Source organism: Moritella sp. F3, from assembly GCF_015082335.1.
GTDB lineage: Bacteria > Pseudomonadota > Gammaproteobacteria > Enterobacterales > Moritellaceae > Moritella.
Map to the genome: position 1 here is coordinate 26,334 of NZ_BLRL01000019.1, position 24,912 is coordinate 51,245.

Annotated in this window: 23 protein-coding genes; 7 read left to right on the forward strand and 16 right to left on the reverse strand. The window is 41.0% G+C overall.

Translation table 11 applies throughout. The features are described 5' to 3' along the window. Position 1: 1 nt before the first annotated feature. The 12 genes from JFU56_RS20655 to JFU56_RS20710 form a co-directional block, all read right to left on the reverse strand. Positions 2-757 (reverse strand): succinate dehydrogenase/fumarate reductase iron-sulfur subunit, encoded by a 756-nt coding sequence (locus JFU56_RS20655; protein ID WP_198439137.1) that lies wholly within the window; start codon positions 755-757, stop codon positions 2-4. Next, the gene (gene frdA / locus JFU56_RS20660; protein ID WP_198439138.1) at positions 757-2,544 is read right to left on the reverse strand and encodes a fumarate reductase (quinol) flavoprotein subunit; all 1,788 of its coding nucleotides are present in this window, start codon (positions 2,542-2,544) and stop codon (positions 757-759) included. The genes JFU56_RS20655 and frdA overlap by 1 nt, the downstream gene beginning before the upstream one ends. Before the next feature lie 126 nt (positions 2,545-2,670). Then, positions 2,671-3,816, reverse strand: a complete 1,146-nt coding sequence (locus JFU56_RS20665; protein ID WP_198439139.1) for a M20 family metallopeptidase — start codon at positions 3,814-3,816, stop codon at positions 2,671-2,673. A 10-nt stretch (positions 3,817-3,826) separates the two neighbouring features. Beyond that, positions 3,827-4,294 (reverse strand): YjiG family protein, encoded by a 468-nt coding sequence (locus JFU56_RS20670; RefSeq protein WP_198439140.1) that lies wholly within the window; start codon positions 4,292-4,294, stop codon positions 3,827-3,829. Then, positions 4,294-5,028, reverse strand: coding sequence for a nucleoside recognition domain-containing protein (locus JFU56_RS20675; RefSeq protein WP_198439141.1), 735 nt, complete (start codon positions 5,026-5,028; stop codon positions 4,294-4,296). The genes JFU56_RS20670 and JFU56_RS20675 overlap by 1 nt, the downstream gene beginning before the upstream one ends. Before the next feature lie 499 nt (positions 5,029-5,527). After that, positions 5,528-5,932 (reverse strand): DoxX family protein, encoded by a 405-nt coding sequence (locus JFU56_RS20680; RefSeq protein ID WP_198439142.1) that lies wholly within the window; start codon positions 5,930-5,932, stop codon positions 5,528-5,530. Between the two features lies 1 nt (position 5,933). Beyond that, complete coding sequence (locus tag JFU56_RS20685) at positions 5,934-6,353, reverse strand: organic hydroperoxide resistance protein (RefSeq protein WP_305798261.1); 420 nt, start codon at positions 6,351-6,353, stop codon at positions 5,934-5,936. A gap of 265 nt (positions 6,354-6,618) precedes the next feature. Then, the gene (locus JFU56_RS20690) at positions 6,619-7,158 is read right to left on the reverse strand and encodes a DUF3332 family protein (protein WP_198439144.1); all 540 of its coding nucleotides are present in this window, start codon (positions 7,156-7,158) and stop codon (positions 6,619-6,621) included. A gap of 69 nt (positions 7,159-7,227) precedes the next feature. After that, positions 7,228-8,061, reverse strand: a complete 834-nt coding sequence (locus tag JFU56_RS20695) for a YbaY family lipoprotein (RefSeq protein ID WP_198439145.1) — start codon at positions 8,059-8,061, stop codon at positions 7,228-7,230. Between the two features lie 299 nt (positions 8,062-8,360). Then, on the reverse strand, positions 8,361-10,754 hold the full coding sequence (locus JFU56_RS20700) for an amidohydrolase family protein (protein WP_198439146.1): 2,394 nt from the start codon (positions 10,752-10,754) through the stop codon (positions 8,361-8,363). Between the two features lie 90 nt (positions 10,755-10,844). After that, positions 10,845-11,927, reverse strand: a complete 1,083-nt coding sequence (locus tag JFU56_RS20705) for an alpha/beta hydrolase (protein ID WP_198439147.1) — start codon at positions 11,925-11,927, stop codon at positions 10,845-10,847. Positions 11,928-12,123: 196 nt separating this feature from the next. Then, entirely contained in the window at positions 12,124-13,287 is a 1,164-nt protein-coding gene (locus JFU56_RS20710) for a flagellar assembly protein T N-terminal domain-containing protein (RefSeq protein ID WP_198439148.1), read from the reverse strand. Between the two features lie 255 nt (positions 13,288-13,542). Here JFU56_RS20710 and JFU56_RS20715 point away from each other — a divergent pair, with 255 nt between their 5' ends. From JFU56_RS20715 to JFU56_RS20725, 3 genes are read left to right on the forward strand one after another with little or no spacing between them, the layout of a single operon-like run. Then, positions 13,543-13,812 (forward strand): hypothetical protein, encoded by a 270-nt coding sequence (locus JFU56_RS20715; protein ID WP_198439149.1) that lies wholly within the window; start codon positions 13,543-13,545, stop codon positions 13,810-13,812. Between the two features lie 39 nt (positions 13,813-13,851). Continuing rightward, positions 13,852-14,535 (forward strand): FlgO family outer membrane protein, encoded by a 684-nt coding sequence (locus tag JFU56_RS20720; RefSeq protein WP_198439150.1) that lies wholly within the window; start codon positions 13,852-13,854, stop codon positions 14,533-14,535. Between the two features lie 9 nt (positions 14,536-14,544). Further along, complete coding sequence (locus JFU56_RS20725; protein ID WP_198439151.1) at positions 14,545-15,003, forward strand: LPP20 family lipoprotein; 459 nt, start codon at positions 14,545-14,547, stop codon at positions 15,001-15,003. Between the two features lie 94 nt (positions 15,004-15,097). Here JFU56_RS20725 and menA read toward each other — a convergent pair whose 3' ends face one another. Both menA and JFU56_RS20735 read right to left on the reverse strand, forming a co-directional pair. Beyond that, positions 15,098-15,964, reverse strand: coding sequence for a 1,4-dihydroxy-2-naphthoate octaprenyltransferase (menA, locus tag JFU56_RS20730; RefSeq protein ID WP_242066043.1), 867 nt, complete (start codon positions 15,962-15,964; stop codon positions 15,098-15,100). A gap of 162 nt (positions 15,965-16,126) precedes the next feature. Beyond that, a complete protein-coding gene (locus JFU56_RS20735) occupies positions 16,127-18,322 on the reverse strand; it encodes a transporter substrate-binding domain-containing protein (RefSeq protein ID WP_198439152.1) in 2,196 nt (731 codons plus the stop codon). 519 nt (positions 18,323-18,841) lie between these two features. Here JFU56_RS20735 and JFU56_RS20740 point away from each other — a divergent pair. After that, a complete protein-coding gene (locus JFU56_RS20740; protein WP_198439153.1) occupies positions 18,842-20,101 on the forward strand; it encodes a dicarboxylate/amino acid:cation symporter in 1,260 nt (419 codons plus the stop codon). Between the two features lie 114 nt (positions 20,102-20,215). Here JFU56_RS20740 and JFU56_RS20745 read toward each other — a convergent pair whose 3' ends face one another. Then, a complete protein-coding gene (locus JFU56_RS20745; RefSeq protein WP_198439174.1) occupies positions 20,216-21,580 on the reverse strand; it encodes an NCS2 family permease in 1,365 nt (454 codons plus the stop codon). An 80-nt stretch (positions 21,581-21,660) separates the two neighbouring features. Continuing rightward, on the reverse strand, positions 21,661-22,014 hold the full coding sequence (gene uraH / locus JFU56_RS20750) for a hydroxyisourate hydrolase (RefSeq protein WP_198439154.1): 354 nt from the start codon (positions 22,012-22,014) through the stop codon (positions 21,661-21,663). A 409-nt stretch (positions 22,015-22,423) separates the two neighbouring features. On the opposite strand from uraH, the gene puuE reads away from it, so the two are divergent. Genes puuE through alc form a run of 3 tightly spaced genes read left to right on the forward strand, consistent with a single transcriptional unit; the run spans position 22,424 to position 24,877 of the window. Beyond that, positions 22,424-23,338, forward strand: a complete 915-nt coding sequence (gene puuE / locus JFU56_RS20755; protein ID WP_198439175.1) for an allantoinase PuuE — start codon at positions 22,424-22,426, stop codon at positions 23,336-23,338. A 1-nt stretch (position 23,339) separates the two neighbouring features. Beyond that, positions 23,340-23,867, forward strand: a complete 528-nt coding sequence (gene uraD, locus JFU56_RS20760) for a 2-oxo-4-hydroxy-4-carboxy-5-ureidoimidazoline decarboxylase (RefSeq protein ID WP_198439155.1) — start codon at positions 23,340-23,342, stop codon at positions 23,865-23,867. 14 nt (positions 23,868-23,881) lie between these two features. Next, a complete protein-coding gene (alc, locus tag JFU56_RS20765; RefSeq protein ID WP_198439156.1) occupies positions 23,882-24,877 on the forward strand; it encodes an allantoicase in 996 nt (331 codons plus the stop codon). Positions 24,878-24,912 lie beyond the last annotated feature (35 nt).

Here is a 24,912-nt window from a genome sequence, read left to right on the forward strand (position 1 = left end):
GTTATTCCCCAGGTTTAAACATGCCAATTAGATAGTCTTTACTGCTCTCAACTTTCAATAGCTGAATGGCACCTGCAGGATCAACCCCTTTTGGACAAACCACAGAACAGTAACCAACAAACGTACAGCCCCAAACACCTTCTTCTTGATTAACAATTTTCATCCGTTCTGCTTTACCAGCATCACGGCTGTCACGGTTATAACGCGCAAGCAATGCAAGTGCAGCTGGACCGGTAAACTTCTTATCTAACGCATACTGCGGACACGCTGAATAACATAGGCCACAGTTAATACACATGGAGTACTTTTTATATTTATCCATTTGCTCTGGTGTTTGTTTATAAGCACCGTCAGATAAACATTTCTTTTCGTTTGATGCCGTTTTCTCAGGGATAATATAAGGCTTTATCTCTTCCAGCTTCTTAATGAAGTCATCCATCACGGCGACTAAGTCACGTTCAATCGGAAAGTTAGCCAACGGTTCTAAAGTAAGCGTCTTAGGGTAATAATCACGTAAGAATGCTTTACAGCCAAGCTTCGGAACACCATCAACCATCAAACCACAACTGCCGCAAATAGCCATACGACAAGACCAGCGGAAACTAATTGTGCTATCAAGATTATCTTTAATATATTGCAGCGCTTCTAACACTGACATATCTGCTTTGTAAGGCAGTTCAAAGGTTTGCATAAACGGTTTTTCATCCATCTCTGGACGGTAACGCTGAATATCAATTTTCATAGTTAGCTGAGTCATTATTTTGCCTCCTGCGCTAATTTCTCACCAGCAGCACCATACGCACGGACTGCAGGTTGGCTCTTAGTGATCTTAACTTCGCTATAATCAATTTTTGGTGCTTTGTCAGCTTGATAATAAGCCATTGAATGCTTCAAAAACTTGTCATCATCACGCGCTTCAAAGCCATCAATACGCTGATGTGAACCACGTGATTCTTGACGTAAAATAGCACTGTGCGCCATCGCCTCCGCGGTATCGAGTAGATAACCCAGTTCAATGGTATATAAGAAATCAGTATTGAATACACTCGACTTATCTTCGACCTTGACGTTTTTATAACGCAGTTTTAACTCGGCCAATTTATCAATGGTCTTTTGCATCGATTCTTGAGTACGGTAGATGCCCACGCCCGCTTCCATGCAATCGCCCATCTCTTGACGGATAACCGCTGACTTTTCACTACCATCACTGTGCAACAAATCATTCATGCGTTTAATCACCGCTTCAGTTTGTGCTTTTAGTGGTGCGATATCTTGATGTTGAGTATTTTTGGCATATTTAGCCGCTTCTTGCCCTGCTAACTGACCAAACACAGCCAGCTCAGTCAACGAATTAGAGCCTAAACGGTTAGCACCATGTAAGCCGACCGATGCACATTCACCAATAGCGTATAAACCAGCCAGTGAGGTCGCTGTTTTAGCATTCGTGGCAATACCGCCCATGGTGTAATGCACAGTTGGGCGTACAGGGATTGGTTCATGCACTGGATCAACACCAACATACGCTTTTGCCAATTCACGAATGAAAGGCAAGCGTTCATTGATTTTCTCTTCGCCTAAATGGCGTAAGTCTAGATAGACATAATCACCACGGTCGCCTTCAACAACACGACCTTTTTGCTGCTCTTGCCAGAAACATTGGCTCAGTTTGTCGCGTGGGCCAAGTTCCATGTATTTATTCTTGGTTTGGCCAACGGGCACTTCCGGTCCTAAACCATAATCTTGCAGGTAACGATAACCGTCTTTATTAACTAAAATACCGCCTTCACCACGACAACCTTCGGTCATTAAAATACCGCTGCCAGGTAAACCTGTCGGGTGGTATTGTACAAATTCCATATCACGCAGTGCGATACCATGGCGATAAGCCAGTGACATACCATCACCGGTAACAATGCCGCCGTTAGTATTGTAGCTATATACACGGCCTGCACCACCAGTTGCCATGATCACCGATTTAGCTTGGATCAGTTTGATTTCACCTTCAGCGATATCAAGAATAACAACACCCTGTATCTTGCCATCTTCAACAATTAAATCTAAACAAAAGTGTTCATCAAAACGGGTGATTTTAGGATGCTGAACCGAGGTCTGAAACAGCGTATGGAGAATATGAAAGCCGCTTTTATCTGCTGCAAACCACGTACGCTCTATTTTCATGCCACCAAATGCACGCACATTGATCGAACCGTCAGGTTTACGACTCCATGGACAACCCCAATGCTCTAACTGGGTAAGCTGTTTCGCTGCGTTTTCGACGAAGTATTCAACTACATCTTGGTCACATAACCAGTCGCCACCCGACACCGTATCGTTAAAGTGATTATCTAAAGAGTCATGGTCTTGTGCAACGCCAGCCGCGCCACCTTCCGCCGCAACAGTATGGCTACGCATTGGATAGACTTTCGAAATCAGCGCAATATCCAGCTCGGGATTATTTTCCGCTATTTCTATCGCAGCGCGTAAACCAGAACCACCAGCGCCAATAATGGCAACATCTGTTTGAATTATTTTAAATTTATGCATTTTCACCCACATCAAAATTGATGAACCTTGAATTTTCAAGATTATTCTAATTGCGAATAACGCATCGACTTGGCATCTGCTTTACCAGATGATTAAGCCGCGCGTTATGTTATTTTTGTTATTATTTTAGTTTTTATCTTTGCTTTTATTTTCGGCTAACTTGGTCAAAACCCGCATTAATAACTGAATCCGCGGTTCAATTGATTCAAGTAACAAATATTCATCTGCACTATGGAAACCAGCACCGATTGGTCCTAAACCATCTAATGTTGGCACTCCTAAAATGGCAGTATTATTGGCATCCGAGCCACCGCCAGCTTCTTTCCAATTAATCTTAATTGCTAATTCTTGCGCTGATTCCTCAACGAGTGTCATCAACGCTTGTGTTTGCTCAGTCGGCACCATTGAAGGTTTGTAAGCTTCACGCGCTAATTCAACCGATACACCGTCAACGAATGGCGTTTGCGTCATGCCATTTAAAGCCGTATCAACATGGTCGTATTCAGCGTTATCCCAAAATCGAACATCGACGATAGCCGTTGCAAAATCAGGTACAATATTCGCGCCCGCACCACCAGCAACAACACCGACATTTAACGTGGTGCCCGACTCAAAATTAGTCATTGCGTTGGTTGCTAAGATCCAATTCGCCATTTCAGTAATGGCACTGCGACCGTTCTCTGGTTCATTACCAGCATGCGCCGCTTTACCTTTAAAGGTCATTTTATAACGCGCCATCCCTTTCCGTGCTTTAACTAAACCACCGTCTGCGCGTGCAGCTTCGGCAACCAAGACATGCTTAGCTTGTTTGGCTGTTGCTTGGATCCAGTCAACAGAATATAGCGACCCCGTTTCTTCATCAGGATTCATACATACACAAATCGACAATTCATCCAGTACCGATTGGTCAATATGACGTAATGCGTAAACCACATTCAGTAAGCCAGACTTCATATCAGACACACCTGGACCATACGCTTTGGTCTCATCGGTCGTCATCGGACGTTCAGCTACAGTACCAACAGGAAAAACCGTATCCATATGGCCAAGCAACAGCACATCGATATGTTCAGCGTCTGGTTTATTACGCACTTCAAGACCAATACCCGCTTTGCCGCAATCAATCTGTTTAATAGACCAACCGTTCATTGCCGCATATTTCGCTGTCATTTCTTTAGCAATAAACGCAATACCGTCAACAGTGTAAGTACCGCAATCAACATTAATAAGTGGGCGTAATTCTTCTAAATAATCAGTTAAAGACAAATTCATTTTATACCTCTTAAAGAATAACATTCATGACTAACATCGCACCAAATGCATTCAATACTGAAATCGCGATCATGACAGGGATGTAACGGCCTTCAGTTCCAATCGGTCCCATAATGCGGCCCATGTACTGCACTTGAGAGCCCATCAAATAAATAGCCGGTGCAAGAATTGCAATATGAGCACCATTCAAAATACCTTGGTCAAATAAAGTGATAACGACACCTACAGCCCCGCCCATCGACATCCAGGCACCAATTAATACCGCAGCAGCTTCACCTGGTAGACCAAAGACCGCCATTATCGGAGAAAATACCGAGCCCATTAAGGCAAGAGCTCCCGTGATCTGTAATGCTTTAATTATCACGAAGGCCATCAATACATTTGGTACCGTAGAAGTCGTTGCAATGACCCAGCCTTTTTTAGCGCCTTCAACGAAGATGTCTGTGACCATAGGTTTTTTTGCTGTTACGTTGCTCATTACACTGTCTCCTCAAGCATTTTTTTGTCGTTGTCTTTAGTACTGCCTTCCTTGCCTTCGGTAATATTCAAATAAATACGGAATAGGTTTGCGCCAACAAATTTGAAGGCGAACATCACGATAACGGCAAGACCAATAGAAGAAGGTACAGCTGTAGATCCGTCTGGGTTTGTTAAGGTAAATAGCACTGCGCCTGAAGAGAAGAAATTCACAATGGCTGCACCAGCTGTAAACTGGAACATCGTAAAGACATCGGTTTCACGCTTGGTTAAATGTTTTTCATCTTTTAACTGGCGTGTCATTGCTGCACCCGCATCGGTACTTTGCAGTGAGGCGATAAGTGCGAGGCCAGAGTTCCCAGGGATCCCCATTAACGGGCGTAAAAGCGGTGTTAATAATTTACGTGCGGCATTAAGCGCACCGTAATGCTCAAGTACATTAATCATACCTAGCGCAAACATGACTGTTGGGATCAGTGTTAACGCAAAAATAAAACCGTCACGCGCACCACTGCCCCCTTTTCCACGCAGTGAAGTTGTTGCGACTTCGACACCATCTGCAGTGTCTGATACTGAATATGCCACTTTACCGAAAGAACCATTAAGGGTGGTGAAATCAAATACGCCATACCATTCGTTAGATTTCATCAGACCAGAGAAAAAGACAATTGCAAAAACAAGCGCAATATATCCACCGATCTTCACTTTAGGAGCACTGGCGATTGGTTCAGTCATAAACACCTCTATATAATTGTCAGACAAGGGCAAAATTTGCCGAATAACCGGATAACCATTTAGGGGTATTCTGAATGAGTTGTGATTAAAAGAATTGATTTGAATCAACAAAAACAACTAAATAGAATCAAGGCGTTAATAGGTGCTATATTTTGTGATCAGGCTTTAATTGCAGCTTTATATATTGCAATAACTCGAATATTTAAGGAAATAATCGGTAACTTGCAGGATTGATAACGATAAACAACTTTAGCTATGTATTGTTTAATGAAACCGCTATTTCACTCTATCAATTCAATATTAGGTAGGAGGATATTTCATTTTTAACGAAGAATGGCATTTAATAAGGGAGTCACTACCCCGTCTAAAAAACGAGCAGTGGAAAGATCGTCAACGTTTTTCAAGTAAAGGCTGGCCTGCTAGCAAAGGTGCTAAAAAATGCTAAAAAGCACTAAACGACAATGTCAGTTTAGTGCTTTCAATATATTAACTAACCGTATTATTTTTCAACTTTATCGAGCTGCGTTGCGCAAGTCGATGACCAAGAATGGCCTGAAAGCACCAACAATCCTGCAAGAATACCTAAGTTTTTAATGAAGTTTTGCATTTCATGCGCCCCTTCAAGACCCGCTAAGTTCCAGAAATCATGTAAGTTCACATTAATCACTAATACCAAGCCAGCCAATAATAACGCAACAATCGCAGTATAACGATTGGCAATCAGTAAGAGCGCAGCCACAATCTGAAATACGCCTGCAGCAGCAAGTAATACAGGTACGAATGGCATGTTATGTTTTTCCATTAAGCCGATGTGCATATCCCAAGATACAAACTTCATGATGCCAGGAATTAAAAAGTACAGCGCCAATAAGATACGACCAGCGGTTAATAACATCTTATCCATCTTATGCTTCACCCTTTACGCTCAATTGTACATCGATATTACCGCGAACCGCATTTGAATAAGGGCAAACTTGATGTGCTGTTGCAACTAACTGTTCAGCGTCTGCTTGTGGTAACGCAAGCTCAATGGCAAGGCTAACTGTTAATGCAAATCCACCCGTTGCGTTAGGACTAATACCTACTTCAGCTGATACCGGGGCAGCGCTAAGTTTAAGTTTCATTTCGCGCGCTACATGCAAAATAGCATTCGAGAAACACGCTGCATAACCAGCTGCAAATAGCTGCTCTGGATTTGTTGCTTCACCCGTTCCACCCATTGCTTTTGGGTAACTTAATGCTAACGATAACATGCCGTCATCTGTTGCTACTTGACCGTTACGACCCGCTGATGCTGTTGCAGTTGTTGTATATAGTGTAGTCATCATTCATCCCTATCGATAAGTTATAAAGCCTGTTCTAAAACGGCTCTAAAATAAGCTTTAAAACAACGCAATTTAGATTGCACACAACTCAATTGCGTTTACTATAGCCCTGATAACTTCCAATTACAACTAGATTGTGTGCAACATATTTGTTATTGGAAATACCGTTGGATAATTTAGATAATAAAAAGCCCGAACATGACAGGCATGTTCGGGCTGATATAGTCGAGCCGATACTATTTAGCAGATACAATCAAAACAAATATTATAGACTGGCTACGTGCTCAAGCAATTGCTGGTTATTAGCAACTGCAACTAAGCGACCTTGGTTATAAAAAGCAACGTCATTATTCGCTAAACGTTTACCCGTTATTGATTGCTCACTACCGTCTAAATACGCTACTTGTAATAGCAAACTGTCATCATCAAGTACTGACATTGAAGTTGATTTCACCGATACTTGTAAGTCTTTCAATGGCGCACTGCGTAATGAAGGATCGATATCATCATTCACCTTCATCCATGCTTCAACTGGCGTATCGGCAACTGCGGGGCCTTTTTTAGTGATAGGGTTAGTACCAGTCCAAAACTCAATGCTGTTAATCACCATCAAATCGACTAATGACGTAACGCCATACACAGGTGCTGCCAAAACATAGATCCCTGCACGGCCATAACGGTTATCAACGGCTTTTAAATTTACGCCCATCGCTAGTTGCGTCAGACCCATTTGACCAATACAACCGGTTAACCCAGATAGTGATGCTGCGATAACCGTTGCACAAATCAATTTTTTCATTTTCATTTTACTTTCCATTCGCTATTTTAATAAACATTACGTTAATAAATACGAACGGTTTCAAGGTCGTATTTATTATTTTTCCTGAGCCGTAAATTGCCCTAAAGCAACGCCGGTATTACTGTATAAAGTTAATGTCTTATCAATCACTTTATAATTATCAGTTGCTGATAATGCGGTTAAAAACTGTGTTTCCAAATTCATTTGTTGAAAGCACATTTTCTTTGTTGTAGCCAACTCTGTCAGGCTAACGTGACTTGTAAGTACATCATAACGACCACTAAAACGGTTACAGCCAGCAAAACCAACCACTTTGTTATCATCTTGAGTGAACATAAGATTAGGATGCTGTTGAGTTACATCCGCACTGATCGCTTGTGTCCCTAACATCGACAACTGCCACTGCGTATCAATCAAGCTTACTTGGCCGTCATTTTTTGCTTCGCTGCGAACTTGCGACACTAAAATTTCAGTTGGTTTTGCGCCAGAATTAGCAAATGCATCAACCTGCTCTGTATTGGTAAACAATAACTGGCCATCGAGCGTGATTTGCGCACGTAAAGCATAACGATGTTGCGGCTTAATGAGTGCTTCGTTATAGCTTAAATCGAGCTGATACGGGGGAGCACTCGCGGCTGTAATAGTCTGCTTAGCGATAACTTCAGCGGCAATATCCATTTTAGACACATCTTCTAAAATCAAACTCACTTGTGCGCCTGGTGGTAAGGCAATACGCTGTAAATAAAATACGTTGGCAGTTAATGTTTGTTGCTTAAGCGTCACCGCTTGCTCTACTTTAGCTGTTTGTTGAGCAGTCGTTACACAGCCACCTAAACTGATTAATAACCCCGTAATGACAGCTGCAGTCAAAGCCGTTTTACGATTTAGTCTATGTATATTTTTTTGCATGTAAATAGCTACCTTTAAAGAGTTTTTTGCACTTATTACTGGATTCAATATCACACTATCGAGATTAGAGTGAACCGCATCAATTAGCAAATGATAAAACACGTCAAGATATAAAATTAATTAGACGAGATCAGGTTAAAGGTCGGGGTAAAACCAGAAACGGCATAATACACAATAAAATAAACCATACAATAGCACTAAGTATTATCAATGGGTAAAACCGAGATTATTTCAGTATAATACTCGGTCAGATCAAATTAAGCCGCATGACAGCAAAGGCTCTCAAGACAGAAAGGCGCTTACGGTGCTACTGGCGTAGCTGATTTAGGTATAGAGGGCTTAGATACCGAAGGTTTAGCTGGTGCTGTCGATGCAGCTGGCGTCTTCACCTCTTCTACAAAAGGTTCTGCGTTAACCACAGCCGCAGGAGCCTGCGGAATAGCCTTCACCATTAATTCAAATAACTGCCCAGAAAGCTTATCTAAACTAGGTAAATTTAACGTCGCTGAATATAAAGGTTTGCCATCATTTTCAATTCGAGCTCGAACGACATACTCGCCGCTACTGTCAAACGCAGCAGGATCATACTGCAGAGAAATATTATAAGGCGGTTGCGTCGTCGCAGCGATAGTCTTTTGTCCCAGCATTGAACGGCTAATATCAGCTTGGGAAACATCTTCTAGCGTCACAGTAATCGTAGATGATGGCGGTAACGTTGAGCGCTCTAAATAAATAACCCGCACTTCTAAATGCTTCTTCTTCGGCGCCATCACGACCGTATTGACCTGATCTTCAAATACGACGCCCCATACCGGAATATCTTTGATCTGCATAGGCGTGACTTTTAACGGGTTTTGCTCAAGCAGCGTAAAGTTAGCCGTTTTGCCCACAACAATAGACCCGATTGTTTCTTCCAGTCTTAACGTATAAGCGGCATTAATGGTAATGGCTTGCATCGCTTGATAAGCAGTAATACGCTCACCTTGTGACACCTTCTTGCCTGTAGATGTAATTCGGTTAACAGCCGTCCACGCTAATGTTAATGGTTCCATGGGTGCCATTGAAAAATCAGAATGGAATGACACGGGAATGTTCTTTTTCATTAAGCTGTTAACACGTACCAAATTTTCTGCACGTTTACTGCCTAGCCCGACTTCCGCGTACTTATCCGCTAGCGCCCATAAGTAATAAGGGTTTACCGATGCATCAATGTTCAACACAGCTAACTGCTTGACCTGTTCAGGGGTAAAGTAGCCCATGTGATGTAGCGTCAATCGATGGTCTTCACGTGCAAGTCGAGCTTGATCGGCTTTGTTAAAGTCCAATACCTGCTGGATCCCCAGATCACCATTGGCATGAACGTGGATTTGATAACCGTTATCCCAATAAAAGCTTAGCTGCTGCTGAAATACATCCAACGGCGTCATCCACTCACCTTCATGACCATCCAGATAACCGTCTTTCATCTGCATTAGCTGAGAATAAATAGCACCATCGGAAAACAGTTTAACCTGCTTAGGTAAAAACTTAATGTTATCGGTATTGTATTCACTTTCTAAGGTTTCAATGAAATCTAACGCTTTCTGATTACTCAGGCCCTTGGCATTATATAAATAACTGCCGCTTGGGATCAGGAATACATCGTAAGGGGGTTTTTGGTCCATTTCAGATTTGAGCAGTTTATATTCCAACTCAAAATTAGAGCTTGGAAAACCGGGTTCCGCAATGGTCGTAATACCGTTTTTAAGCACCAGTTGAGACATGATTTTCAACCCGAGTTTATAACTTTCAGGGTTAATTAAATCTGCTGAAATTTTAGGGACTAATGCTAACCAACCGCCTTCATAAAAATGACCTTTTTCCCAATCAACTTGTGGGTTGTCAGCAAAGTCCGCCTTTTTAAGACCAAACTTCTTTATCGCAGCATCGTTTAAGAATACTTCATGGAAAGAACGGTGGATGATCGCGACAGGTTTATCGGGTGACAATTCATTTAATATTTGACGCGTTAATTCACCATGCCAAAGCTGGTGATAACCCCAAACAAAGAACACCTTATCTTCTTCAGCATTGGCTTCAATTGATTGCTTTAAACGCTCGAGATAAGCAAAATGCCCAGAGGCGCCCTTTTTAACTTCGTTCGGTAGTACCCAATCATAAGGTGCAATAATCTCATTAGGTAGCATGATCGCGGCAATAGAAGGATGTACGTGCGGTTCGATAAAACCCGGGAGCATGGTTTTGCCGCTAATATTAATTAGCCTGGTATTATCGCCACTGAATTTCATCGCTTCAATTTTGGTACCGGCAAAGATGATCTTGGTATCTTTAGTCGCAACGGCTTCAACATAATTTGGTAGCGCGTCAGCCATTGTTAGAATATCACCGCCAAAATAAATCGCGTCGGCAATAACCTCCACAGCTTTTATAGTCGGTGCCTTGATAACTTGGTTTTCACTTACTGGAGTGGCAGTTGTCAGCGCGTTCGAGGCTGTATTTAAGTCGCTATTCAAATCTGAATTTAAGTCTGTATTTAAGCCAGCAGTCGTCTCAGCTTTGGTCGTCGCCGTGGCATTAACTTGTAGACTAAATAATAGAGCGCACAATAGCGTTATTTGCATAAAGTACTGCACAAACAATTGCACAAAAACAGAAAACGATTGAATAGGGCTAGTTAAGCCTTGAGTGGACATTATGTCACTCCCTTTAAACTCAGTGAAAGTTGGCATAAAATAACATATCAGTCACTATAAAACCATAAAATCACCGTGAGTACCGGGCTGTTAACCCGCAGCTTTTATTAATTCATGCTCACTTTGAGCGATAAACTTACCAATTTCTGCGTATGCTTCATCAGCCTCTTCTAAATCAAATAGATGCCATACATGGAGCATATTAGACCACGTTTGCAAACGTACATCAGAGCCTTGCGAGCGGGCTTTATTGGTATAACGACGTGAGTCATCAACCATCATTTCTGTATCACTGGCTTGGATCAAGATCGGTGGTAAGTCAGATAAATTGGCAAAAATGGGCGATATTTCAGGATCTCGAGGATTCATGCGGAACAAGATAGCGACCCAAATAAGCAGCATGAATTGTGGAAAGTGATGAAACTTACCCATTAACGGGTTTAATAAAAAGTCCGTTTTAGCATTATAGCTCAAACTGCCATAACTAAAGGTACTATCAATACAAGGACATATTGCAATCGCGGCATCAACCTGGCGGAGATCTTGGTGTTTAAGCCAACCAATCAATGCGAGCGTTAAATTGCCACCCGCAGAATCACCCGCAGCATAAATACGATGACATGCTTGCTGATTATAAGGGTTATGCGCTAATAGCCATTGGTAGGCATGACGACAATCTTGAATACCTTGAGCACGTTTGCCATCAGGGAGCATGTCATAATTAACAGCAAACACAGCAACACCGAGCTCGCGAGATAAACGTTCAGTAACAACCCGGTGACTCTTTGCACTGCCCACAGCAAAACCGCCACCATGGATATAGAGCAAGCGTTTGTTCACATCGCTATTTTTACTGATCACCCACTCCCCGACTACCTTCTGCTCATTAAAGAACGTGGAGACAGGGATAATTTCACAATCTAATTCTACATCCCCTAGGCGATCGATATTTTGACGTAAGGCATATAGATATTTACTTGGTTTAATAAAGTTGATTGGCTCTTGAATGCTCTCGATAAGTTCTAATGCTTGCGGGTATTTATAGGATGGCGTGGGACGATAAAACGTCGCGCTTAAATCAGTGCTATCGTACTGGCGCAGATCGTCTCCATACAAGTTACGAATAACTAACATAAACACGACGAAGGCAATAGCAATAATCAAAAACCACATATAGTGATAACTCCCAGAGATAGTATGAGTAATTCGACAGAGACTAAGCTATAACAATATCATCCTCAAAACACAAATATCAACGGCTAAACATAAAATAAACAAGGGCTAAAGCCAAATACCCACATAAGAATATGAAGGTATATCACAAGTCCAAATAAAACTCAGCGGGCATTTGTTTAATATGACTAGACCATTAATTTAATATAACCAGGTCATCAATTTGAACATTCGCCGTAGGCTGTCTATCCACCGTCATTAAGCTTGCTTGTTGTTCATACAGTTTTGTTACTTCCACCTGGCTACTGCTATTCGTTTCTTTTTTACGATTAATACCAAACTGATCAACATAACTGCCCGTATGTTTAATCAAAAATCGGTCGCCTAATTTCAGGCCATTGTTACGGCCAATATTAATATTCACCTCATTACCATCAACCGCAATCACACGCGCTTCAACCGATTTACACTGTAAACTCGCATCTAAATCAAACAAAACATCGTCAATTATCCGTTGTAGAGAGGCACCAAATTCAGAACGCCAAAACTTTAACGTATCGGTATCGATAATACGGTGTTTCGCAAATTCCCACTTCGTCACTTTACTGTAGTTACGATCAAATAATAGGCTGCCGTTAAAACCATCGAATACCTGTACATTCAAACGGAAATTACGTTCTGGTAAATCATCAGCTAATATTTTAGCGAAACCATTAACAGACGGTTTAAAGGTAGATATATCGGTAATAGAGCCTAAAATAATGTATTGGCTATCTGCTGATTTACTAATTTGTTTCACTTCATGTGATGTCAGATTCCCACGTAACGGCAAAGAACTGCCGCTAAAGCCAATATTTTGATTAATAAACTCTCGCGCATCAAAAGTTTGACTGTTTTTACGCAGACTTTGATACAACAAGCGACTGAATGATTCATTAATATTGTAGATACCGCCATAACTGGCTTGTTCACGGTGGCGTATATTAAAGCGTAATAACGAGACTGACTTCTGATAACCAGCGCTTAAACATTTATTACGGTCAGCAACAATATCCGTGATCACTTGTACCGTGATTTTATCGAGTTTAATCGATTCACTTTTTAAACGAATATCCCTGACTTCTCCATCCATACGGACTTGAAATCTATCAGATAGTATTTTTCCGCCATTGAAAGACTGTAAACTTGAAACCGATGCTCCGGCATATAATAGTGCTTGTTTCAAGGCATTACGCACCGCTAATTCACGTGCAATATCGACATCATTGTCAATAATAATCGCTTCGCCCTCAACCTCATACCACTCAGCATGTAAGGTAAACGAGCAGCAAACCAATAATAGTAACAGCAGTTTTTTCATTTTTTAATCGCATATGAATTCTGGAGATGTGTATTTTAAAAGCAACATTTGTACCAGATCAATTTTTTTCGAATATAAAACAACATCTAGGTTAAATTATGGCATAAAAGCGGTATCATTATAAAAATGAAGCGGCAATGATATTCTGGCAAGTTAATTGCTTGTATTTATACATTGGTCACACATATAACCAGACCTAGACGATTAAAGGCATGCCTTTTATTATCACGTAATAATGTAAATGTAGGAATGAATATGAAGCGTTTTTTACTACCGTCATTAGCGGTTGTGTTGACTTCAGCATGTACTGTAATTGAAGAACCTAGTCACGTATTATTAACGGGTGCAAATACCAAAGTGCAACCTGTAGTTATCAAGCAGATTATTGTACAGCCTGTTTATCAGCCAAATGGCCGAAATTCAAACATGGCACAGAGTATGCTTACTAAAGAACAGTACAACAATATATTTAGAAGTCCTTATACCTACCCTTACCGCCGTGACGTTTCAGCCAGCGGTAAATAACGGTTTAACGACAATAATTAAAGCACTTAAGGAAGTAATATGAAAAAGGCAGTCATAGCTATCAGCCTAATTACCCTACTCACTGGTTGCGCATTAAAACAGCCCGTACAACCAGAAGAAGAGAAGGATACACCGCCTCACTCTACATGGGATGGTAATTCTTATGAACCAAAGTATCCAAGAAGTCTGTTACCAAACCAACCGATAAACTACACACAAGAACTCAGTTTTATCGTACGTGGTTTAGCGGATCAGCTGATCGTCAATGATTTGTCTATTATCCCGAACAATGAACCGATTGCCGTCACTTCCTTTGTAAATCTTGACGATCTATCGACAACCAATTGGCTCGGCCAAACGTTGTCAGAATCGTTCATACACGAATTAACAATCCGTCGAATTCCGGTTATTGATTATAAGACAACGGGAACAATCAGCGTAACAGGTCAAGGTGACTTTGTGTTTACACGTGATTGGAAAAAACTACGCGGTCAATTACCAGTATCTCGTATCCTAACAGGTACCATGTCGCGTAACAGCGAAGGCGTAATTGTGAATATGCGTGTGATTAATATGGAATCAGGTTTTGTTGAATCTACCTCTCAGGGTATCATTCCTAACCATTTAGTCATTGGTGGTTCAAATAGTATGGGGCCGCTCGAAGGTCGTGGCCGTTATATTTATCGTACCGGTACAGCACCTTCAGTTAAAATTACTAATTAAGGTTTATCAATGAAATATCTACGTTTACTGATACTTGCAACTCTGGTTAGTTTAACAGGCTGTTCACTATTAGAAAAAAATACGGTTTATGATATCAAAGAACCAAAATCATTCCCTGTGCTTAAAGCCGTTGGCTATGCAGCTTTAAGTTCGCAGCCGGGCAATAGTGACAGTGAACGTATGCTTAATGCGATGCGCGCCTCTAAATTAGATGCTTATCGTGAATTAGCAGAGCAAGTCAGTGGACAAGAGATTTACAGTGATAGCAATTATAAATCACGTTCACTGCAAGGTGAGTCAATCGAAGCATCGGTATCGGGTATTATCCGCGGTGCACGTGTAGTTCAGACTTACCCTGTTAATGACGATGTATATGCTACAGAGTTAGAACTCGACTTTAAACGTGTTTTTGAGCTATATGAAAACACCTCATCGATGCCAACGCGTGTGCGAAAGACTCGTTATTAAGCACGATTGATAAAACCGAGTTAGCTTATTTACTGTCAGTGAATAGCTAACTCGGTATTATTTCAATGTCCTCTCATATCCAATCAGCACTCAATCAGCGTAACATTAAGTCCACTGAATACAATACACCCCACAATAATACCGCTATCGACGTTTGTGCCAACTGCGTATTTAATTGCTTGCCATCACGCTGATATATCGCGATGCACAAGGCTAATTGCACTGGCAGTACCAACAACATCGTTAGCCCTTGGTAACGATCAAGTAGTAGTAAAAATGACGGTAATAACAGCGTAATACAATACAGGTGCTTACTGGTTTTTACGCCTAAACGCGTTGCGAGGGTAAATTTTTGTGCGCGGCGGTCTGATGCAACATCACGAATGTTATTCACCAGCATAATTGCCACAACTAACAGGCCCACTTGGCTAGCTGGAATAAAAACATCAATAATCAGCACTTGAGTTTGTAAGTAGTAACTACCGACAACCGCCAACCAACCAAAATAAAGAAAAACAGCGACTTCACCCAACCCATGTGACGCTAATGGACGTGGGCCACCACTATAAACATACACACCTAATAGCGATAATAAGCCCAATACAACGTAGACCCAGCCGCCAACATAAATAAGATAGCAACCACTGACTATAGCTAATAAGCACATGAATATAATACCAAGGCGTAAATGCGAGGCTGATATAAGGCCTTTTTGTAGCGCGCGATCAGGACCTAATCGATCATCACCATCAACACCACTTTTACCATCAAAATAATCATTAGAAAGATTCACTGCAATTTGTAATGCCATACAACAAATCATACATAATGTGGCGATATAAACACTAAAGTGAGCAGGAGAATCGAACCAAGCGAGCGTTTGCCCCAGCAGAATTACTGCGAGAGCCACCAGCAGTGTTTTTGGACGAGTAACAAGAAACCAAGAAGATAAAGTAGTCATAACATTTAACAACATAAAACAAGAGATGGAATCAGGATAAAATACCTCTTTAGTAATGTCCATAGATATTGCGGGTATAAAAAAGGTCACTCCAAATGGAATGACCTAAGACAATATTCTCGGTACTATTTATTAGTTAAGTTATCAAGTTAACATGTCTGATTAGTTAGCAACAACTAACTCTCTTTTTAAAATATTATCGTATGTTTCAAAACGACGCTTAATCTCGCGGATATAATGCACAGGCTCTTGACCACGAACGTAACCGTAGCGCGCCTTGGCTGCATATTTAGATTGAGACAGCAACAACATCGCTCTTTCTACGTTGTTAAACCACACATCGTCACGCCAGCCTTTCTGTTTAGCTAATCGCATCGCATCACGAACATGACCAGCACCCGCGTTATAAGACGCTAACGTAAACCAAAGCAATTGGTCTTCCTGTACTTCATCTTTACGCATACGCTCTCGTACCCAGTTCATATAACGAACACCGGCTTTAATCCCTTGCTCTGGCTCATGCACATTACTGATCCCAAGCTCTTTCGCCGTACGCGGCATCAATTGGAATAAACCTTTTGCACCCGCCATTGACTTAGCTTTTGGATTAAAACGGCTTTCTTGATGCATTTGCGCGACTAATAAACGCCAGTCAAAGCCATATTGGTTGGCATATTTTTTAACAATATCATCATAAGGTGACAATACACCTGAGTTATTTTGGCGTACGTAATCTTTATAGTGGGTATCTAAACGTTTTTGATTTTTAAAGTATTTATTGTAAATAACATTATAAAACAAACCTTTGTAGTGCTTCTTAATAAAGGCATTGGATTTAGCTAATAACTTATCATTACCCGACGCGAACGCCCAGCTTTGTGATTTAGGTGCACCTAACGCTATTAACGATTGAATATCATCACGAAAAGTCATTTCAAGATCAACGATATGACTATCTGCAATGGTCATTTCATATTCTCTTTCACCGACCTTATCAATGATTAACTCGGTTTCTTGATTTTCAGGCACTGCAACTAAATTAATATTATCGACCGTTTTCTGTAATGCTGTCGCACTTTCCCAATACGAGCTCGATGGTCTAATATAAATATTACTATTCGCCAGTTCTGCTTCAGATTCTATTTCAGCGCGATCTTTATGTGCGATCACAAGTTCTGACGCGTAATGATAAGGGCGTGAAAAAGCAATACCCTTCTTTCGTCTCTGCACTGTCGGCGTTAAAAATCCTAATGCGATATCGGCTTTATCTTCAAGTAAATAATCAAGTAAAGCGACATTATTCGGCGCCACAATTATTTCATAACGTAACTTATGTTCTTTGGCAAAACGTTTGGCCAGTTCATAATGAAAACCAAGCAGTTCGCCACGCCAAATATAATAAGAAGAAAGGTTGTTACGTAATACAAAGCGCACTGTTTTGGTTTCTTGAATCTTTTGCCATTGCGACTTATAACGATGTTTTGATTTTGGCGTCGTTTTAGCAATCAGGTTTTGGGCTTTTAGAAATGCATTTAAGTCATTTAGCAGTGACTTATTGCTCGGCGCAACGCCCCAACCAAGATAACGCGTTGCACTCGCCTGTAGGCTCATTTTTATGTCATCACGATAAGCACTTGCAGAGTTAATCAAGTTTTTATCTTGAATGGTTATATCGAATTCACCGCTGGCTAACTTATCGTATAATGCTTCATGACTAATGGCGCTATCGACTAAACGGATCTTAAGTTGGGGGTATACCTTTTGTAACCCTAACGCCGTTGACTCGTAGCTCTTGCCTCTTTGAATCACGATCTCGCGCCCATTTAAATCTTTACCCGTTTTTAAAATTTTGCTTTGACTGCCCATCACTAGATATTCTTTAGTCAGCATATAAGGCTTGGTAAAGCTGACTAATTTCGCTCTTTCACGGGTCTTCGTTAAATTCGCGGCAATCACGTCGCCTTTACCAGCTAATAGCATAGGAATAAGATCAACAAACTTTTTAACGCGAATTTTTTCTAGCTTTAAATTCTTTTCGTCAGCAAATTGTTGTAAATATTCTAATTCTATATTTTGTGGGTGGCCTCTACGAGGGAAAATAATTTCACCACCAGCCCAAGTTAATACACGTAAAACATCCTGATTAGGTACGCTAGCGGCAGCAATAGGAGTCGCAGCGATAAGCGGAGTACTAGGCAGAGAGGTAGTAGACTGAACTGTCACGTTTTGAGCTAATATCGCCTTTGGTCCTGCGACGGCACTCCACTGAAGAGACACAATAAACGTATCTAGAATAAGTATCGTGAGCAACACGAAATATACTTTTTTGGCTGTCGGGCTGATTAAAATTTTATACATTACATTCCTTTATAATGTTTATAATACATCTCGTTATAAACCTACAGTACAACTCGAGTATTTTACGGCTATCTGATTATGTTACTATCAATATCCAAATCTACTCTATATAGGGCTCTACTTATGCTTATTTCTTTTTTCGTTGGTATTACTTTAGTTGTGTATATTAAGCAAAAAGCGCTTAAACCACATTCACATGACACAATAATGATGTTAATTAGCGATGGCTATAAGGCACTATACGGTGACATTAAAAAGCTCATGAAATAATTACATATTAATAACGGAATCGTCAACAGTATCCACGATTGGTTAAATAAAGCGCACTGAATAGATTCAATAGCTGTTAAAAACACAGTGAAAAGTCGATAAAACTAAAGATTTCTCAAGATAAAGCACGAATGGCTTTACATTTATATTATGGCCGATAAACTGACGTCTCTCAACTGTACTAACTGTCGCTTAATTCGCAACAGATTATGCTCCACATCACGATACAGAAAGCAGAGGACGTCAATTTTGAGTAATACTGAATCATTAGATACCCCCACTTTAGGCCAGAAATTATGGTTTAACTTACCCCTTTGGCAAAAAATTGTTATTGGTATGATCCTCGGTATTACCGTCGGGATTATCTTCGGTGAAGACGCCGAGATCTTAAAACCAATTGGGTCGTTATTTGTAAACACCATTAAAATGTTGATTGTGCCTTTAGTGTTCTGTTCAATCATTGTCGGTATTACCTCAATGCAAGATACCAGTAAAATGGGTCGCATTGGTTTTAAAGCGGTGTTGTTTTATCTACTCTCAACAGCTGTAGCAATCTCGATAGGTCTCCTATTAGGTAATCTATTGCAACCAGGATCAGGTTTAGAACTTGTCGCTCAACAAGCTGAAGCAGCAAAAGCTACCCCATCATTGGCAGACACCTTAGTTGCGTTAGTACCAACAAATCCTATCGGTGCATTAGCACAAGGCCACATACTACAAATCATCGTATTTGCAGTCGCACTTGGTATCTCTTTAACGTTGATTGGTGAAAAAGGTAAACCTGCGGTTGCAGTATTCGAAAGCCTTGCTGAAGCAATGTATAAACTGACAGATCTGGTGATGAAGCTAGCACCTTACGGTGTATTTGCATTAATGGCATGGGTTGCCGGTAAATACGGTTTAACCTTATTACTGCCATTAATGAAAGTGATTGGTGCTGTTTACCTTGGTAGTATTTTGCATGTACTCGGTGTGTACAGCGCGTTAATTCTCTTTATTGCGAAGCTAAGCCCAGTACAGTATTTCCGCGGTATTGTGGATGCTCAAGTTGTGGCATTTACAACAACATCAAGCGCGGGTACGTTACCTGTATCAATGAAATGTGCGCGTGAAAAATTAGGCGTATCAAAAGGCGTATCAAGCTTTGTACTACCACTTGGTACAACGATCAACATGGATGGTACTGCACTTTACCAAGGTGTAACGACACTGTTCGTCGCGCAAGCATTTGGTATTGATTTAGGTATGCCTGAATACATCACTATCATCTTAACAGCGACATTAGCATCCATTGGTACCGCAGGCGTCCCAGGCGCAGGTCTTATCATGCTAACGTTAGTGCTTACTACCGTAGGCTTACCTGTTGAAGGCGTAGCCTTGATTGCTGGTATCGACCGTATTCTTGATATGGCTCGTACCACGGTTAATATTTCCGGTGACATCGCTGCATCAGTGATTATTGCAAAATCAGAAAAAGAATTAGATACTACGATTTATAACGCGAAGTAGCTGTAAGCTGTACAAAAAACCGTACAAATAAAAAAGCCACTGATGACAGTCCAATAATAAGGACATAACATCAGTGGCTTTTTTTGCTTTAAACTCTATTTATATAAATTCTGCTTACATAAACGCTAATTTAGCAACAAACACTGCCGTTAATACCCAAATACTAATTGAAACTTCACTCGCTTTACCTGAACCCACTTTTAAGAACGTATAAGCAATAAACCCAAGTGCAATACCGTTCGCAATAGAGAAGGTAAATGCCATCATGATTGCAGTAATACAAGCAGGTACATAATCCGTAAACTCATCCCAGTTAACTTTGCTCAAGCCACTCATCATCAAGAATGATACAAAGATAAGTGCACCCGCAGTCGCGTAGCTCGGAATAATTAACGCAATATCAGTAAAGAACGTCGCCGCTAAAAATAGCACACCAACAGTAACAGCTGTTAAACCTGTTCGACCGCCCGCAGCCACACCTGATGCACTTTCAACATACGATGTTACTGGTGGACAGCCCACACAAGCACCTAACACACTTGATACTGAATCCGCTTTCAATGATTTCTTCAGGTTTTCAATTTCACCTTTTTCATTAATCAAATTCGCTTTATCCGCGACCCCCATTAAGGTACCTGCCGTATCAAACATATTCACGAATAAGAACGAGATGATAATACTGATCATACCTACATTAAAGATGCCTTCAGCGTTATAGAACAGGTGTTCGAAATCCATCGCCATAAAGATAGGCGCAATGCTTGGTGGTGAAGAAATAATTGACGCCGGCGCAGATACGAGACCCAGTGGAATACCAGCAAGCGTTGTCACTAACATACCCACTAATACCGCTCCGAATAAATTACGACGGAATAACGAACCAATAATAAGGAAGGTTAACGCAGCCAGTAACACACTCGGTTCTTTAAAGTTACCTAATGTCGTCAAAGTCGGTTCAAAAGACACTACAATGCCAGCATTTTTAAAGCCAATAATACCAAGAAACAGACCGACACCCGCCGTCATAGCGTAACGTAAGCTCTGTGGAATGCTGTCGAGTATCCACTCTCTGATCTTATAAAAGCTCATTAGTGCGAACAATACACCCGATACAAATACCGCCGCCATTGCCACTTGCCATGTATAACCCATGTCGAATACAACAGTATAAGTAAAGAAAGCATTAAGCCCCATACCCGGTGCCAGACCGACAGGCCAGTTAGCGTATAGCCCCATCAGCATACAACCAATTGCAGCACCAATACAGGTAGCCACAATTAAGGCATCTTTATCCATACCTGTCTTTGCCATTAATTCTGGATTTACAAAAATAATGTAAGCCATAGTAACGAAAGTAGTCAAACCAGCCATAAGCTCAGTTTTAACCGTTGTGCCATGTTCAGAGAGTTTAAATAACCGCTCTAAAATACCACCTTTAGATGATCCCTTTAACTCAGATCCTTGTTGTGCCTTATCCATCATACTTTCCTTGTTATTTTTGGTTTGACCCATTTTACTTTTTATACTGTTTATTATTAAAGACTAGTGATTGTTAAAGACTAGCTCCCACGATAAGTGGAATAGCTAAACGGTGATACCAGTAACGGTACGTGATAATGCGCCTGCGTATCGCTAATACCAAAACGAATAACAATGTCATCTAAAAAAGCAGTTTCAGGCACTTCCGTTCCACGAGCTCGGAAATAATCAGCTGTATCAAATTGTAGCTGATACTTACCAACACGCAGTTCATCACTCGTCAATAATAGCGCATCGGTACGTCCATCACTGTTGGTGACAGTCGAGATAATCAACTCTAATTTATCTGCCTCTACTCTATATAGTTTAATATTGATGCCTGCACCTGGTACGCCATTGGCTGTATCAAGTACATGTGTACTGAGTCCACTCATAATCAAAAATACCTTACTGTCACTATTGAATATCACGATTTAAATATCGTCAAAATAAAGAATGCATACATAATGCGATACAAAATGTTAACATCATGTTTCACATGATTACAGAAAAACAGCTAAAAGTTAAATCATTAATCTAATTAAATCTTAAAAAACACAAATAAATTGTACGAATATCTCAGAATTATCACTAATGGATAGCATAAATCGAACATCCCTCAACAAACTACCCATAAGACGTCAATTAAAACTCTCTAATTAGGTACAAAACTAACCTTTGCAACTTTGTTACAAAAACATATGGATTTTGTACACAATAATTGCAATAATTGTTTAACAGCGTAATTACTTATTTATAACATAAAGAGTTGTTATCAAAATATACTAATGACAAGGAGTCATGATGACTGTTGCCTATCCCAGAGACCTTATTGGTTATGGCCAAGATGTTCCAAATGCTAATTGGCCAAACAAAGCACGCTTGGCAATCTCATTTGTGCTTAATTACGAAGAAGGTGGTGAACGTTGTGTTCTACATGGCGATAGTGAATCTGAAGCCTTTTTATCGGAAATGCCTGGAGCGGTGCCACTACAAGGTGTACGTAACCTCAGCATGGAATCTTGTTATGAATACGGTAGCCGCGTTGGTGTTTGGCGTTTATTAAACTTATTCTCAGAATATCAAATACCATTAACTGTATTCGCAGTCGCAATGGCACTAGAAAGACACCCTGAAGTGGCACAAGCCTTTGTCGCTGCGGATCATGAAATATGCAGTCATGGTTATCGTTGGCTTGATTATCAATACATCGATGAAGCCGAAGAGCGCGAGCACTTATATAAAGCTATCGATATTATTAAAACATTAACAGGTAAACGTCCAACAGGCTGGTATACCGGTCGATTAGGTCCAAATACCCGTCGCTTAGTCGCTGAAGAAGGGGGATTCTTATATGACTCAGATGCTTATGATGATGACTTACCGTACTGGGTTAAAGCCAACAATCAGCCACACTTAGTTATTCCATATACCTTAGACATTAACGATATGCGCTTTGCTACTCCGCAAGGTTTTAACAGTGGCGAGCAGTTCTTTCAATACTTAAAAGACAGCTTCGACATCCTGTATGCCGAAGGTGCTGAATCACCAAAAATGATGTCAGTGGGCTTACATTGCCGCTTAGTTGGTAGACCAGGGCGAATTGCGTCACTCAAGCGCTTTTTAGACTACGTAAAACAGCATGATGATGTGTGGTTATGCACACGTGAACAAATTGCCAACCACTGGATTGAAAATCATCCATATCAGGGATCTTAACATGACACACTTTAAAACTTGCACCCCAAGTCAGCTAACGCAATCCGACTTTATTGCCCTGTTTGCGGATATTTATGAGCACAGCCCTTGGGTTGCAGAAAAGGCATATCAGCAATATCAGCATCAAACTATTGATGGCAGTATCGATGACATAGCTTCATTACAGCGATGCATGGCGGACATTTTACTCGCCGCTAGCCATGGACAACAGCTGGCACTGATCAATGCCCATCCCGATTTAGCAGGCCGTGCAGCCGTAAATGGTGAACTTACAACAGCCTCGACCTCAGAGCAAGCAGGTGCAGGGATAGATCAATGTACAGCAGAAGAGTTTAACAGTTTCACGCAACTCAATGATGCTTATAAAGCGAAATTCAACTTCCCGTTTATCAAAGCAGTGCGTGGTGCCAACCGTTTTTTAATCTTAGCTGACTTTAAACGTCGTATCCAAAATGATGCCGACACCGAATTCAAGCAAGCATTATTAGAAATAAACAAAATAGCTGCATTTCGCTTAAACGACTTATAACAAGGACGACTACAATGACTACTGAATTAAACTTTGACCGCCATATTAACCTTGCAGATGAAAAATTAGGTGCTGAAGCTATTTTTGCTACCGATGATTTCTTTGCTGATAAGCAGCGTATGTTAAAAACAGAAGCTGCTGTATTCATTCCTGATTTATATGATGACAACGGTAAATGGATGGACGGTTGGGAATCTCGTCGCAAACGTCATGAAGGTTATGATTACTGTATCGTACGTCTGGGTTTACCGGGATCGATTGAAGGTTTAAACATTGATACTTCAAACTTCACTGGTAACTACGCACCTTCAGCCTCAGTTGATGCTTGCTTTGTAGCTGATGGGCAAGATCCACAAGAAAGCACAGTATGGAGCGAGATCCTCGGTTCAGAGTCACTCCAAGGTGATACAGAACACCTATTCAGCCTAGCTGGCGATACAGTTTATACTCACGTGCGTCTTAACATCTACCCTGACGGTGGCGTAGCACGCCTGCGTGTTTACGGTAAGCCAAGTATCAACTGGGATGACATCAGCGCCGAGCAAGAGATCGATCTTGCTGCAACCGTTAATGGCGGTCGTGCGATTGCGTGTAACGATGAACACTTTGGCGTCATGGGCAACTTATTAAACCCAGGCCGTGGTATCAACATGGGTGACGGCTGGGAAACGGCTCGTCGTCGTACACCAGGTAATGACTGGGTAATTATCGCATTAGGTAATAAAGGCAGTGTTAATCGCATCGAAATAGATACTGCGCACTTTAAAGGTAACTTCCCTGATTCAGTCAACATCCAAGCAGCTTGTGTGGCAGGTGGTACGGAAGAACAGATCCAAGCGCAGAGCTTATTCTGGCGTGAACTGTTACCAGCACAAAAATTATCTGCAGATAATATCCATACCTATCAGGAACAAGTGAATGCACTCGGCGATATTACGCATATCCGCGTGAACATTTACCCTGACGGTGGCATTAGCCGTGTGCGTATGTTTGGCACTGTATCGAAATAGCAGAGCCAAAATAATGACCAAGCTTTGTAAGTAAT

What these genes read in the sequence shown, in the direction of transcription:
- JFU56_RS20655 (WP_198439137.1), bottom strand. Translation starts at nt 757, where the DNA reads ATGACTCAGCTAACTATGAAAATTGATATTCAGCGTTACCGTCCAGAG.
- frdA (WP_198439138.1), bottom strand. Translation starts at nt 2,544, where the DNA reads ATGCATAAATTTAAAATAATTCAAACAGATGTTGCCATTATTGGCGCT.
- JFU56_RS20665 (WP_198439139.1), bottom strand. Translation starts at nt 3,816, where the DNA reads ATGAATTTGTCTTTAACTGATTATTTAGAAGAATTACGCCCACTTATT.
- JFU56_RS20670 (WP_198439140.1), bottom strand. Translation starts at nt 4,294, where the DNA reads ATGAGCAACGTAACAGCAAAAAAACCTATGGTCACAGACATCTTCGTT.
- JFU56_RS20675 (WP_198439141.1), bottom strand. Translation starts at nt 5,028, where the DNA reads ATGACTGAACCAATCGCCAGTGCTCCTAAAGTGAAGATCGGTGGATAT.
- JFU56_RS20680 (WP_198439142.1), bottom strand. Translation starts at nt 5,932, where the DNA reads ATGGATAAGATGTTATTAACCGCTGGTCGTATCTTATTGGCGCTGTAC.
- JFU56_RS20685 (WP_305798261.1), bottom strand. Translation starts at nt 6,353, where the DNA reads ATGACTACACTATATACAACAACTGCAACAGCATCAGCGGGTCGTAAC.
- JFU56_RS20690 (WP_198439144.1), bottom strand. Translation starts at nt 7,158, where the DNA reads ATGAAAATGAAAAAATTGATTTGTGCAACGGTTATCGCAGCATCACTA.
- JFU56_RS20695 (WP_198439145.1), bottom strand. Translation starts at nt 8,061, where the DNA reads ATGCAAAAAAATATACATAGACTAAATCGTAAAACGGCTTTGACTGCA.
- JFU56_RS20700 (WP_198439146.1), bottom strand. Translation starts at nt 10,754, where the DNA reads ATGTCCACTCAAGGCTTAACTAGCCCTATTCAATCGTTTTCTGTTTTT.
- JFU56_RS20705 (WP_198439147.1), bottom strand. Translation starts at nt 11,927, where the DNA reads ATGTGGTTTTTGATTATTGCTATTGCCTTCGTCGTGTTTATGTTAGTT.
- JFU56_RS20710 (WP_198439148.1), bottom strand. Translation starts at nt 13,287, where the DNA reads ATGAAAAAACTGCTGTTACTATTATTGGTTTGCTGCTCGTTTACCTTA.
- JFU56_RS20715 (WP_198439149.1), top strand. Translation starts at nt 13,543, where the DNA reads ATGAAGCGTTTTTTACTACCGTCATTAGCGGTTGTGTTGACTTCAGCA.
- JFU56_RS20720 (WP_198439150.1), top strand. Translation starts at nt 13,852, where the DNA reads ATGAAAAAGGCAGTCATAGCTATCAGCCTAATTACCCTACTCACTGGT.
- JFU56_RS20725 (WP_198439151.1), top strand. Translation starts at nt 14,545, where the DNA reads ATGAAATATCTACGTTTACTGATACTTGCAACTCTGGTTAGTTTAACA.
- menA (WP_242066043.1), bottom strand. Translation starts at nt 15,964, where the DNA reads ATGACTACTTTATCTTCTTGGTTTCTTGTTACTCGTCCAAAAACACTG.
- JFU56_RS20735 (WP_198439152.1), bottom strand. Translation starts at nt 18,322, where the DNA reads ATGTATAAAATTTTAATCAGCCCGACAGCCAAAAAAGTATATTTCGTG.
- JFU56_RS20745 (WP_198439174.1), bottom strand. Translation starts at nt 21,580, where the DNA reads ATGGATAAGGCACAACAAGGATCTGAGTTAAAGGGATCATCTAAAGGT.
- uraH (WP_198439154.1), bottom strand. Translation starts at nt 22,014, where the DNA reads ATGAGTGGACTCAGTACACATGTACTTGATACAGCCAATGGCGTACCA.
- puuE (WP_198439175.1), top strand. Translation starts at nt 22,424, where the DNA reads ATGACTGTTGCCTATCCCAGAGACCTTATTGGTTATGGCCAAGATGTT.
- uraD (WP_198439155.1), top strand. Translation starts at nt 23,340, where the DNA reads ATGACACACTTTAAAACTTGCACCCCAAGTCAGCTAACGCAATCCGAC.
- alc (WP_198439156.1), top strand. Translation starts at nt 23,882, where the DNA reads ATGACTACTGAATTAAACTTTGACCGCCATATTAACCTTGCAGATGAA.